The 11,761-nt window shown below is 71.9% G+C and carries 10 protein-coding genes and 1 CRISPR repeat array; of the genes, 2 read left to right on the forward strand and 8 right to left on the reverse strand.

Features of this window, described 5'->3' with window-relative positions:
- Positions 1-164: 164 nt before the first annotated feature.
- Positions 165-3,119: a CRISPR direct-repeat array (repeat unit 37 nt; unit sequence GTGGCGGTCGCCCTCCGGGGCGGCCGAGGATCGCAAC).
- Positions 3,120-3,205: 86 nt separating this feature from the next.
- The 7 genes from ACFU5K_RS24955 to ACFU5K_RS24985 all read right to left on the reverse strand — a co-directional run bounded on the left by ACFU5K_RS24955 (position 3,206) and on the right by ACFU5K_RS24985 (position 8,912).
- Positions 3,206-4,105: a plasmid pRiA4b ORF-3 family protein gene (locus ACFU5K_RS24955; protein WP_384065457.1), complete on the reverse strand. Its 900-nt coding sequence runs from the start codon at positions 4,103-4,105 to the stop codon at positions 3,206-3,208.
- Between the two features lie 142 nt (positions 4,106-4,247).
- On the reverse strand, positions 4,248-5,156 hold the full coding sequence (locus ACFU5K_RS24960) for a phosphotransferase family protein (protein WP_384065459.1): 909 nt from the start codon (positions 5,154-5,156) through the stop codon (positions 4,248-4,250).
- Between the two features lie 223 nt (positions 5,157-5,379).
- Positions 5,380-6,033, reverse strand: coding sequence for an HAD family hydrolase (locus tag ACFU5K_RS24965; RefSeq protein ID WP_384065461.1), 654 nt, complete (start codon positions 6,031-6,033; stop codon positions 5,380-5,382).
- Positions 6,030-6,554, reverse strand: a complete 525-nt coding sequence (locus tag ACFU5K_RS24970) for an orotate phosphoribosyltransferase (protein WP_384065463.1) — start codon at positions 6,552-6,554, stop codon at positions 6,030-6,032. Before ACFU5K_RS24970 ends, ACFU5K_RS24965 begins: the two co-directional genes overlap by 4 nt.
- Positions 6,554-7,099: an LOG family protein gene (locus ACFU5K_RS24975; protein WP_384065465.1), complete on the reverse strand. Its 546-nt coding sequence runs from the start codon at positions 7,097-7,099 to the stop codon at positions 6,554-6,556. Before ACFU5K_RS24975 ends, ACFU5K_RS24970 begins: the two co-directional genes overlap by 1 nt.
- The gene (locus tag ACFU5K_RS24980) at positions 7,096-8,007 is read right to left on the reverse strand and encodes a nucleotidyltransferase domain-containing protein (RefSeq protein ID WP_384065467.1); all 912 of its coding nucleotides are present in this window, start codon (positions 8,005-8,007) and stop codon (positions 7,096-7,098) included. Before ACFU5K_RS24980 ends, ACFU5K_RS24975 begins: the two co-directional genes overlap by 4 nt.
- A gap of 38 nt (positions 8,008-8,045) precedes the next feature.
- Positions 8,046-8,912 (reverse strand): aspartyl/asparaginyl beta-hydroxylase domain-containing protein, encoded by an 867-nt coding sequence (locus ACFU5K_RS24985; RefSeq protein WP_384065469.1) that lies wholly within the window; start codon positions 8,910-8,912, stop codon positions 8,046-8,048.
- Positions 8,913-9,123: 211 nt separating this feature from the next.
- Here ACFU5K_RS24985 and ACFU5K_RS24990 point away from each other — a divergent pair, with 211 nt between their 5' ends.
- Positions 9,124-10,491, forward strand: a complete 1,368-nt coding sequence (locus ACFU5K_RS24990; protein WP_384065471.1) for a transcriptional regulator — start codon at positions 9,124-9,126, stop codon at positions 10,489-10,491.
- 52 nt (positions 10,492-10,543) lie between these two features.
- On the forward strand, positions 10,544-11,053 hold the full coding sequence (locus tag ACFU5K_RS24995) for a DUF6233 domain-containing protein (protein WP_384065473.1): 510 nt from the start codon (positions 10,544-10,546) through the stop codon (positions 11,051-11,053).
- Positions 11,054-11,076: 23 nt separating this feature from the next.
- Here ACFU5K_RS24995 and ACFU5K_RS25000 read toward each other — a convergent pair whose 3' ends face one another.
- The gene (locus tag ACFU5K_RS25000) at positions 11,077-11,574 is read right to left on the reverse strand and encodes a hypothetical protein (protein ID WP_384065475.1); all 498 of its coding nucleotides are present in this window, start codon (positions 11,572-11,574) and stop codon (positions 11,077-11,079) included.
- Positions 11,575-11,761 lie beyond the last annotated feature (187 nt).

Below are 11,761 nucleotides of genomic sequence, written 5' to 3' on the forward strand. Positions count from 1 at the left end.
CCCTCCTCCACCAGCGCGTCGACACCCCCGGAAACCACGGACGCGGCACCATCCGCACCCTCCACACACTCCCCGTATGGAACGACCACCACGGACTCACCGGCGTATGCGACACCGTCGAACTCCACGCGGACGGCCGCATCCTGCCCATCGAACACAAGTCTGGGGCGGTCGCCCTCCGGGGCGGCCGAGGATCGCAACCGGTCAGTTCGTACCGGGTCGACTGAGTCGTTCCGGTGGCGGTCGCCCTCCGGGGCGGCCGAGGATCGCAACGGCGAGGGCATCCTGCACGTCGACGGGGCCCAGGCCGTGGCGGTCGCCCTCCGGGGCGGCCGAGGATCGCAACACCGCGACCGCCCCCACCCGAACCGGTCGATCGCCGGTGGCGGTCGCCCTCCGGGGCGACCGAGGATCGCAACGAGATCCGGCAGTGGGTGTCCACGCTGTCCGCCACGTGGCGGTCGCCCTCCGGGGCGGCCGAGGATCGCAACGAGCGTCGCAGCGTGGAGGACCCTGCGGTGCCGCTGGTGGCGGTCGCCCTCCGGGGCGGCCGAGGATCGCAACGACTGAGCCGAGGCGGTCCTCGATCCCGTCCAGGCGGGTGGCGGTCGCCCTCCGGGGCGGCCGAGGATCGCAACCCGGATCTTGTCCGTGGTGCTGTAGCTCTCATCCACGGGGTGGCGGTCGCCCTCCGGGGCGGCCGAGGATCGCAACCCCGGGGCCGGTAACCCGGTTCCGAACCACATCCCAGTGGCGGTCGCCCTCCGGGGCGGCCGAGGATCGCAACGCGCTTCAGCTCCAGCGCTGGCTCGACCGGGGTGAGTGGCGGTCGCCCTCCGGGGCGGCCGAGGATCGCAACGAGCAGGGCGTGGCCGGCTGGACGAAGACGGCTGGGTGGCGGTCGCCCTCCGGGGCGGCCGAGGATCGCAACGACTCCGTGTGCCGCGGACTCGCTCACCACCTCGGCTGTGTCGGTCGCCCTCCGGGGCGGCCGAGGATCGCAACATGGCGATGGACCATTCCACGGCCCCGATACGCTCGGGTGGCGGTCGCCCTCCGGGGCGGCCGAGGATCGCAACGTTCTGCCGCGCATCGTCGCGTTCGCCACGTCGAAGTGGCGGTCGCCCTCCGGGGCGGCCGAGGATCGCAACATCCCTCTGGGGGAGAACAAGCGCCGTCAGGCCACGGTGGCGGTCGCACTGCTGGGCGGCCGAGGATCGCAACCTGGACTTTCTGGACCGTCCTACGCGCGCGGGTAGTGGCGGTCGCCCTCCGGGGCGGCCGAGGATCGCAACCCCGCACCGAGTGCCCGGCATGCTCCCGCGACGTCGCGTGGCGGTCGCCCTCCGGAGCGGCCGAGGATCGCAACTCCTGCTCGTACACGGCCGGGGCACCCGCCCGCAGTGGCGGTCGCCCTCCGGGGCGGCCGAGGATCGCAACCCGTGGTCCGACCAGGGGCGCAGGGCGTAGCGGTGGTGGCGGTCGCCCTCCGGGGCGGCCGAGGATCGCAACCAGCCCGTGAGCCGCGAGGAGCAGATGGCGAAGCGTGGCGGTCGCCCTCCGGGGCGGCCGAGGATCGCAACTGCCCGACCGCCAGGCGCCGGCCGAACCCGCGCCAAGTGGCGGTCGCCCTCCGGGGCGGCCGAGGATCGCAACTTGGCAGCAGTCATGGGTAACTCCAAAGGGTGTGGGGGTGGCGGTCGCCCTCCGGGGCGGCCGAGGATCGCAACATCCTGCTCGACACCCGCCTGTTCGCACCGGGCGCCGGTGGCGGTCGCCCTCCGGGGCGGCCGAGGATCGCAACTACGGTCCGCACGTCATGTCGCATGAGGGATACACGTGGCGGTCGCCCTCCGGGGCGGCCGAGGATCGCAACCGTGTGACCCGCCAACTGTGGTCCCCGGACTACGACGTGGCGGTCGCCCTCCGGGGCGGCCGAGGATCGCAACGACTGAGCCGAGGCGGTCCTCGATCCCGTCCAGGCGGGTGGCGGTCGCCCTCCGGGGCGGCCGAGGATCGCAACCCGGATCTTGTCCGTGGTGCTGTAGCTCTCATCCACGGGGTGGCGGTCGCCCTCCGGGGCGGCCGAGGATCGCAACCCCGGGGCCGGTAACCCGGTTCCGAACCACATCCCAGTGGCGGTCGCCCTCCGGGGCGGCCGAGGATCGCAACGCGCTTCAGCTCCAGCGCTGGCTCGACCGGGGTGAGTGGCGGTCGCCCTCCGGGGCGGCCGAGGATCGCAACTTCGTGTCTACGCGCTCATTTCCCGCTTGTTCCACTGTGGCGGTCGCCCTCCGGGGCGGCCGAGGATCGCAACGTCGCCACGCTGGCCACAAAACCAGCGGACAAGACGGTGGCGGTCGCCCTCCGGGGCGGCCGAGGATCGCAACCCCGTAATGGATACGTACGTCCTCCCCCAGTACACGTGGCGGTCGCCCTCCGGGGCGGCCGAGGATCGCAACGAACTGTTCACGCCGCCGAGCGTCCCGGAACACCTGGTGGCGGTCGCCCTCCGGGGCGGCCGAGGATCGCAACTCGATGGCGCAGAGGCAGGCCGCCCCGCTCCTCACGTGGCGGTCGCCCTCCGGGGCGGCCGAGGATCGCAACAACACGCCCACGGGCACGGTGAATCTGCTCAGCGGAGGTGGCGGTCGCCCTCCGGGGCGGCCGAGGATCGCAACTTGAGCTCGACGACGTCCTGACCACCGAAGCCGGACGTGGCGGTCGCCCTCCGGGGCGGCCGAGGATCGCAACGGCGCGATGAGGTTGTGAACGCCCGGGGCGCCGCCGCGTGGCGGTCGCCCTCCGGGGCGGCCGAGGATCGCAACCAGCGAGGTGAAGACGTGGTCCGGGATCGCCTGGTGGTGGCGGTCGCCCTCCGGGGCGGCCGAGGATCGCAACACCATCGGCGGCGGCTCGATCATGGGCGTCAGCATCGTGGCGGTCGCCCTCCGGGGCGGCCGAGGATCGCAACTCCTGCGAGGTCGGCGGGATGCTGACCGTGTCCTTGTGGCGGTCGCCCTCCGGGGCGGCCGAGGATCGCAACTCTCAGACGGACATCGCGCGCGGCCTCGGCCTCGGCGTGGCGGTCGCCCTCCGGGGCGGCCGAGGATCGCAACTCCGCCAGGTACCGCCACACGGTCATATATGGGGCGCTGGCAAGAACCCACTGTCAGGAGCCGCAAACGACGGCGATAGTGCCTTATCAGTCGGAATTCCGGAGGGCTCGCAGCACCAGGGGGCGCGACATCGCACCGTGGACTCGCTGTGCCAGTTCGTTGGCGCTGGCGCCGGTCTTCTCCTGCTCGGCGCGCAGAGCGACGCCGAGCAGGACGCGGGCCTCGTCGACCTTGCTCAGCGCCTCCAGGACGGCGCCGACGGCCTCGGAGACGGTGGGCAGCGGTCCGGTGGTCAACGCGTTGACCACCTCGGTGGCAGGGCTCGTCTCGGCGGGACTCTGTTCCTGATCAGCCTTGGGGTGGTCAACGGATTGACCAGTTGCGGCGGGTTCGCCCGGGTAGCGGAGGCTGGAGAGGTCGAGAACCTCCCGCTGCCATGGGGCAGGCTCGGGGTATCCGATGGACTTCGGGTCGGCGAGACCGCGGTTGACCTCGTCGCGGTCGAATGTCGCTGGGTTGTACTTGTGCAGGCCCCACTCGCGCAGTTCGCGGTAGCGGGGTCCCTTGCGAGCCCGCATCGCGCGCAGGGTGCGTTCGTAGCCGAGTGGCCCCCCGCAGTCCTCCGGCGGGCAGGCGCGGCGGCCGGCGGTGCAGCGCGGGTAGTGGGTGTTCGGGGCAGGCCGGTGGATCTTCTCCACGATGAGGTGGTGAACCCAGTGGTCGCCGAAGTCGTACACGTACCCGGCGCCGGAACCCACCTCGGGCAGCATCTGCGCCACGGTGTGCGCGGACGCCTCCTTGCCGTTGTGTCCGTATTTCTCCCAGCGGGCTCCGAACTCGTACAGATGGACGTCATCCCAGCCCATGGCGACCTGGATGACGGCGTGCAGTCCGGACAGCGGGGTGTGCGAGTAAACGTGGATGCGCCGCCACACCTCCGGCTCGATGTCCGGCATTGACACTCGAAGTTGGTGCACGCTCTCCACGACAGCAACCGTATCGGCAGAGCCCCCTGGCCATGCGGCCAGGAACTCAGCGAGGCTCAGGGGAACTCACGGGATGTCGCACAATCCGTGAGCCACACCTTCGCCCGCACGGCGATAGCCGGTCCAGTCAGTCCCATGGGGCTCAGTTGATGCGGAGCAGGAGAAGGGCGGCTCCCGCAGCGGCTGCCTGATGCTGATACGCGCGCAGGCCGGGGGCTCCGGGGGGTGCGGGGCGGCGGGCGTTGCGGTGCCAGTGTCCGGTGAGCGCGGCGAGGAACGCCGTGGAGGCCAGCGGGCTGGTCGCGGAGGCGGGGTGCTCGTTCAGGAGGCGGGCAATGTCCTGCGGGCGATGGCCGGCGAGGACGAGTTGGGGGGCGAGCGAGACCGCGTCGATACAGGCCGGGCCGGTGGTGGCGTGGGCCCAGTCCACGAAGATCACCCCGTCGGTCCGGTCGTGGACCATGTTGTCGGCTCGCAGGTCGCCGTGGACGATGCGGTCTCCGTGCGCGAGGGCGGGCCAGGCGGCTTCGAGTTCGGCGAGCTCCGGCAGCCGTTGCCGCACGGCAGGCTCCAGGTCGCCGGGCGGGTCGGCGAGCAGCTGGTCCCACCCGTGGAGACCGGCCGCGCCGGAGGGAGTCGAGGCGACAGCCTCGATGTAGGGCCGGGGGGCGGGGCTGGAGGTGAGCTTGTCCAGCAGAGCCCAGATCTGCCCCGGGTCGGAGGAGTCCGGCGAGAGGTCGGGGTGGGGGCCGTCGAGATGTGCGATGACGACGGCGGTCCACCCGGCGGCGTGATGGATGCCTACCAGCTCAGGGGCCGGGGCGCCTGCGGGCAGGGAGCCGAGGACGGCTCCTTCGTGGAGGTTCGCCGCGGTGAGCGGATCGTCGGCGGGCGAGGCCTTGACGAAGAACCGGCGCCCGTCAGCGAGGGTGAGCGCGGCGGCCAGCTGATGACCGAAGCCACCCGCGGGGGTGACGGCGTTGGTGACGGCGCCGCCGAGGGCGGTTTCGAGGAGGCCACGCAGCGGGGCCGGTACATCGGTCCATCGCAAACGGCCGGTGGACGGAGGAAGGGTAGACACGAGCGACTCGCAGAGGAGTGGGCGACGGGTGGGCGCGGGGGTTAGCGCCGGCACGGGGCCCGGTGAGGCGTTGCCTCAGTGGTCCCGCCCGGCGCTGGGTGCCTGTCGCCGCATCACGCGCATCCGTCTCGTCCTCAAAGTCAGGAAGGGCACCCGTGGTGGGTGCCCTTCCACTGTAGCGGGGCGGGGTGGGTCAGGCAGGGGCGTTTGAGGACAGGTGGTGCAGGAGGGACGGGCCGATGCGGGTGGGGCCGGTCAGCATGTGCTGGGCACCGGCGGAGCGGAGTGCCCCGGTCGTGTGCCAGCCCCAGTCCGCGCCCAGGGCGAGGACGCCGGCGGCGCGGGCAGCGGTCATGTCGCCGGGGCTGTCGCCGACGAACACGGCCTGCCCGGGGGCGGCGCCGATCCGGTTCAGGGCGGCGTGCAGGCCGTCGGGGGCTGGTTTCGCGGGTGCGTCCTGTCGGGTGATAACGACGTCCAGGAGGTCGGCGAGGGCGGGCGGCAGGTACCAGGGCAGCCGGTCGCGGTCCTGGAGGGTGACGACGCCGATGGCGACGCCGTGGGCGTGCAGGGCCAGCAGTCCCGACAGGACGCCGGGGAAAGGTGCGGGCAGTGCGGAGGCGAGGGCGCTGTCCCACCAGCGGGCGCACGCGTCCTCGGGATCGCTGACCCCGAGCTGGTCCAGGACCACGGTGCGGGGGCGGTGCAGGGCGCCGGGCGGGAGGTCCGCCACGGTGGTGCGCCGCCCGGTCGCGCAGGTCGTGACCGCCGCGAGGGTGGCCCGGATGGACGGGCCGCTGTCGAGGAGGACGCCGTCGAGGTCGAAGAGGACTGCCTGCCGGGTCACGAGGCGCCTCCCTGGTCGGTGAGCAGCGCGGCCAGGGTCATCCGGTGTGCGGCGAGCAGGTCGGCAGCGCCGGCGTCGCGGTCCAGCACGCACACCGTGGTGCTGACGCGGGCGCCCGCCATCCGCAGCAGCCGGGCGCTGCGCAGCAGGCTCGTGCCGCTGCGGGCGGTGTCATCGACCAGGACGACGCGGCGCCCGTCCAGGTCGGCCCCTTCGATCTGGCGCCACGTCCCGTGTGTTTTCGGGGTGGCACGGACGTATGCGGCGGGCAGTCCGGTGCGCAGCGACAGCGCGGTCACCAGCGAGATGCCCGCGAGCGCCGGACCGGCCACCACCTGCGTGTCCGGTGGCAGCAGCTCCGCGAGCGCGTCGGCGGTCTCCCGGAGCAGGACCGGGTCGGCGGTCAGCTGGTAGGGGTCGAAGTACCTGTCGAGGACGCGTCCGTCAGGCAGCTGGTACGGGCCGGGGCGGAACGCTGTGGCGATCCGGTCCGCGAGGACGCCGGGCGAGGAGGTCGTCATCACGGTCTCCCGGAGGACTGGTCGGCGAGGTCTTTCACCAGCGCCGCGGCGTCGGGCAGGTCGGCGAGAAACGCGAGCGGGCGGGTCGGTCCTTCCACCAGCCACTCCTGCTCGCGGAGGAATCCGCCGAGGCGGCACGCGGCCGGGCCCAGGAGCCGGATCGGCACGGATCGGATGGTCGTGGCGTAGTACAGGGCCGCGGTCGCTTCGTGCAGGGTGCCGACACCGCCGCCCATGACGTAGACGAGGTCCGCGTCGTCGAGGTAGGCGTGCAGCCGCTCGCCCATCGTCTCGGCGTGTACGACGTCGGTGACGTACGGGTTGAACGGGCCCCAGTCGCGGTCGGCCAGGGTGACGGCGGTGATCGGTACACCGTGGCGGGCGGCGCCCTGCGCGGTGGCCTCCATCAGCCCGTTGTAGCCGCCATGCCGGATCCGGTACCCGGCCCCGCCCAAGGCGTCCCCAGCGGTACGGGCTAACTCGGTCTCGCCGGGGCGGGCGACGACGCCGGCGAACAGCACTGCGGTGCGCGCGTGAGTGGTCATGACTGGGCCTCCGGGCTCTGGTAGGCGCGGTAGGCGGTGATCTCGTCGGACAGGGACGCGACCGCCTGTGGGGCGATCTGTTCGGCCAGGCGCACGATCCGCTCCAGCGCTTCGTCCGCCACGGCGGCCGTGGGCACCGGCGGTCCGGCCAGCGCGGTGGTCAGCTCCGCCAGGCACGCCCTTCCTGCCGTCGTGCGGCCCACCTCGTCGGGCAGGTGGTACCAGCCGTGGTGACGGGAGTGCGGCACCAGCGCGGTACGGATCAGGTCCCGGCACGTGGCGTGCAGCTGGTGCAGGAGCCCGTAGGCGATGTACTGCTGCCCTCGCAGCACCCGCTTGTGGAGCATGGCGTGCAGGACCATCGCCTGCACCAGCAGCGTCGAGCAGTCGGCCGGCGCGGCAGCCGTGCGGGCCAGTTCCGCCGCTGTCTCCGCCCGGGACTCGGAGGTCGTCGCCGGGCCGTCGGTGCGTGATGCCTGCCAGAGCAGGCGCGGTCCGATCCGGCGCCGCAGCGCCTCGACTCTGCTGTCCGGGCAGAGGTAGAGGTCGAGCTGGAGCAGGTGGCCCTGGTGCGGCAGCAGGTAGACGAACCCGGCGCCGCCCAGGTCGCCGACGATCGTGTCCCGCCAGCCCGGCAGCATCGCCCCGAACTCGGTGGACATCACCGTGTCCAGGTTCCGCATCAGCATCGGGAGCTGGTCGTCCAGGACGGCGACGACGAGGTCGACGTCGGAGAGCCGGTCGGCGGTGCCGGTGGCCAGCGAGCCTCGCACCAGCAGCTGGGTGACCGAGGGAGCGGCGGACAGGCTCTGCACCAGGTCGGCCAGCACGGTGAGCTGTGGCGGCAGGTGCGCGGCAGCCAGTTCCTCCAGCGGCGACAACGGCGCCACAGGCATGGTCGTGGTCATTGAGTGGTTCCTTCCTGCGAGGTGACGAACGGATGTGGTCAGCGGGCGAGCAGGTGGTTCTTCGCCCGCTCCCACCGGGCGGCCTCCGTGTCCGCCCCGCGGCCCGCGTGCAGTTCGCAGATCAGGTCGTAGGCCCTGCCCTCCGGGAGCGCGTACGCGTAGTACGCCCGCAGCAGGACCTGCTCGGCCGAGGTAACGAACCCCAGCCCGGCCAGCTCCGACGCCCGCTTCATCAGCCGGGACCGGTCGGCGGCCGTCATCACCGGCAGCGCCACCGCGTCCCGCGCACGCAGGTGCGGCCGGTGTGCCAGCGCCCGGTAGGCGTCGTCGGTGTAGACGTCCGCGATCAGGTGCAGCCGGTCCGGGCCGGTCACGTTGCGCACCCCGTGCGCCTGTGACGGTGTCAGCCGCCACAGGGCACCGGCCGCCATGTGCACCCGGGCCCCCGCGGTGACCAGCACCGCCGAGGGGTTGGTGACCAGCGGGACGTGCAGACGGTGCCGCCCCCGCTCGTTCAGCTCCGCGTAGTCGCGGTGCTCCCACAGGTAGGAGTGCGCCTCCAGTCGCGCCAGACGCACGTACATGAAGTCCAGGCCCAGCCCTGCCAGGAACCCGGCGGTGACTGGCATGCGGTCCAGGAGGGTGGTGGGCCCCGGCCGCCCGTCGCCGATGACGACGTCGTGCGGATCCCCGGAGTGGTTCATCAGCGAGGCGGTCCACCACCCGCCGGACTGGTACTCCCCGTACGCGACCGTTCCGCGCGTCGGTGCCCCGAGCGCTTCCGCCCGCATCTGCTCCACCAGCGACTCCTCCAGGTCGACCAGCCGGGCCACCTGCCCCAGCAGCTCCGACCCCGGGCCGTCTCGTTCCTCGGTTGCCGCCGGCGCGGCGAACATCGTCCCCATGCCCATCTCCTGACGCCTTGTCGAAGACGGCCCCGTGGCCGTCGGCCTCAAGAACACAGCGCCGCTCCGGCGGTGCCCAGAGCTGGAGCGTTGCGGCTGGTTGTTGCAGGTTGCGGCTGGTTGCGGTCCGGGCCGCGCCCTCTTCCCCGGGCAGGGCGCGGGCGGAACACTGGTGCCCCGTGTGCTCGCAATGAGGGGGACTGCCGTGATCGTGGACGCTGCCGCAGAGCATCCGTTCGCCTATCTGGTGGCGCTTCGCGGCTCCACGTACGAGTCGTACTTATGCCGGGTGGCCGCAGAGCACAAGCGGATGGGCTTCGGGCAGATGGGGTATCGCAAGGAAAAAGCGTCCCGTTGGGTCAGCGGCGAGCACACCCCCAGCCTCCGCGCCCAGTACGCCATGGCAGCGGTGGAGGGGATCCCTCCCGAAGCCGTCCTCGCGCACGGCTGGCCGGGCTGGCTCTCCCTCGCGGTGCCCGACGACCACGCCGTCCTCTCCGCCCCGTGGACCACCACGGCGACCGTGCACGCACTGGAGATCGCAGGAGGTCCGGTGGACCGCAGGAAGTTCTTGATCACCACATCCGTCACCCTTGGCAGCACCCTCACCCAGTGGTCCGGCGCCGCGCCCGCCAGCGCCTCACACACCACCGGCCGCCGCATCGACGCCAGCGTCCCCGCCCGGTTCGAGGCCCGGCTGGAGCACCTGCGCCACCTCGACGACCACATGGGATCGGGCGAGGTCTACGACTGCGCCCGCGCCGAGCTCCGCCTCATCACCCACGCTCTGCGCACCGACTCCTACAGCGAACAGGTCGGACGCCGCCTGTTCGGTGCCGCCGCCGAGGCCTCCCGCTCCGCCGGGTGGACGGCCTACGACAGCGGCCAGATCGCCGCCTCCGAACGCCATTTCGCCACCGCCCTGCGCGCAGCCGCCAGCGCCGACGACCCGGTCGTCGCCGCGAACACCCTGGCGTTCTGGGCGATCCAGCAGTACTCGACCGGCAACCCGCGCGGTGCGATCGACCTCGTCGAAGCGGCCCTGGCAACAGCACCACGACTCGGCTCCGCCCGGATGACCGCCATGCTCCACGCCCGCGCCTGCCGGGCCCACGCACGCGCCGGCGACGCCCGCGCCTCCGCGCGATCAGCGAACGCTGCCCTGGACACCTACGCCCACGCAGGCCCGATCGACGACGACCCCTCGTGCGTCTACTGGTTCAACCTGGGCGAGACCCACCAGCTGCTCGGCAGCTCCGCTCTCAACCTCGGCGACCCCCGCCAGGCCCTCCAGCACTTCCAGGAGGCTTCAACCGCCCACGACGCGGAGGGCGAGGCGTACAACGGGGACGACTTCCCGCGCGGACACGCCATCTACCTCGCGCGTCTCGCGGAAACACATCTGGCCCTCGGTGACGTCGATGCCGCGGTCGAGACCGCCCACACCGCCGTGGCCCGGATGGGAGGCGTCACCTCCGCGCGCGGCAGCAGCACCCTGGACGACCTCCGGCAGAAGCTCAGCCGCCGCCGCGGCGTTCCCGTCGTCGCCGACTTCCTAAACTACACCGCCGCCCAGTAGAGGACCGGGGCAGTCACGCCGGACGGTGAGCCGCTTTCGTACGGTGGGGGCCATGAGCAGTCCCCAGTCGCCCGAGATTCCGGCACCCCAGGCAGCGCCCCTGGTCGATGTGACCATGCCGGACGGCCAGGTATTGCGAGGGCGGCTGTACGAGCGGCGCCAGGTCGCTGATGGCTGGCAATTCTGGATCGGCCTCGTGCTCTGGCGGTCCCCGGACCCCGACCGCAGCGAGCCCGGCGAGTACCGGGCGTGGATGCCCGCCGCGCAGTCGAGGCCGGTGGACGACGCCGACTACACCGATGTGCCGACCGTGTACCTGCCGCCCGAAATCCCGACGCCACCGCCCAGCCGCGTACTGCCAACGCCAGCGACTTCGTGGCTGGTCGTCACCGAGCGGCGCGCCTACACCTCGGAGATTCAGCCCACGACCGTGCACCGGGCCGACTGCTGGGGTGCCCGAGAGGGCGAGGAGATCACAAGCGTGGAGGAAGCCAGAGCGGCCCTGTCACGACCGGGGGCCCGGGGCTGCGTGTTGTGCGGCACGGATCAGTCTCTCCAGTGACGCTGTGCGAGCCGGTCACAGTGTCAAGCGGTTGCCGCAGACCCGTCATTGTTCGCTGAGTCCCGGGCTGCTTGGCCTGCTGACTGGGCTTCCAGCATGAGATCGGAGAAGCCCTTGTCGCGCCGGCGCCTGGCGCAGATGGCGCCTTCGGTCAGGCCGATTTCAGCGGCTGCTTTGGCCACGCTGTAGTTGCCGGTTCGCAGCATCTCGAATAGCCGGGCGACTCGCTGCGGACTCAATTTGGTGCGAGCCGGGGCGGCGAACTCTTTGGTGTAGCGCACGACCGCCTGATACGCCTTGCCGAAATACGGGTCACGCTCAGACCAACTGCTGATCTGCTGGGTACTGACCCCCGCTGCGCGAGCAGCGTCGGCGGTACGCATTCCCAGCGCCAGCTGACCAAGGAAGATGCTGCGCTGAGCGACCCGGCGCTCCTCCCACGCGTAGGGATCGCGACCGGCTACCGCAACGGCCAACTGCGGGTCATACGGAACGGCTGCCAGGATGTCCGGAAGGGCCACGCCGCACAGTTCAGCGGCGGCATCGAGAGAGTGGCCGGCACGCAGTCGCGTGATGAGCGCGTCACGGACGTCGCGGTGCAGGCGGGTCGAGGCCCTCTCTGTCAGCCTTGGGTGAGACGCCCCGCTTCGTCGGGTTAGCCTGAGAGGGCACGACAGGAGAACCACCCCCTCATGACCAGCACCAAGC

It is taken from the genome of Streptomyces sp. NPDC057428, from assembly GCF_042803195.1.
GTDB lineage: Bacteria > Actinomycetota > Actinomycetes > Streptomycetales > Streptomycetaceae > Streptomyces.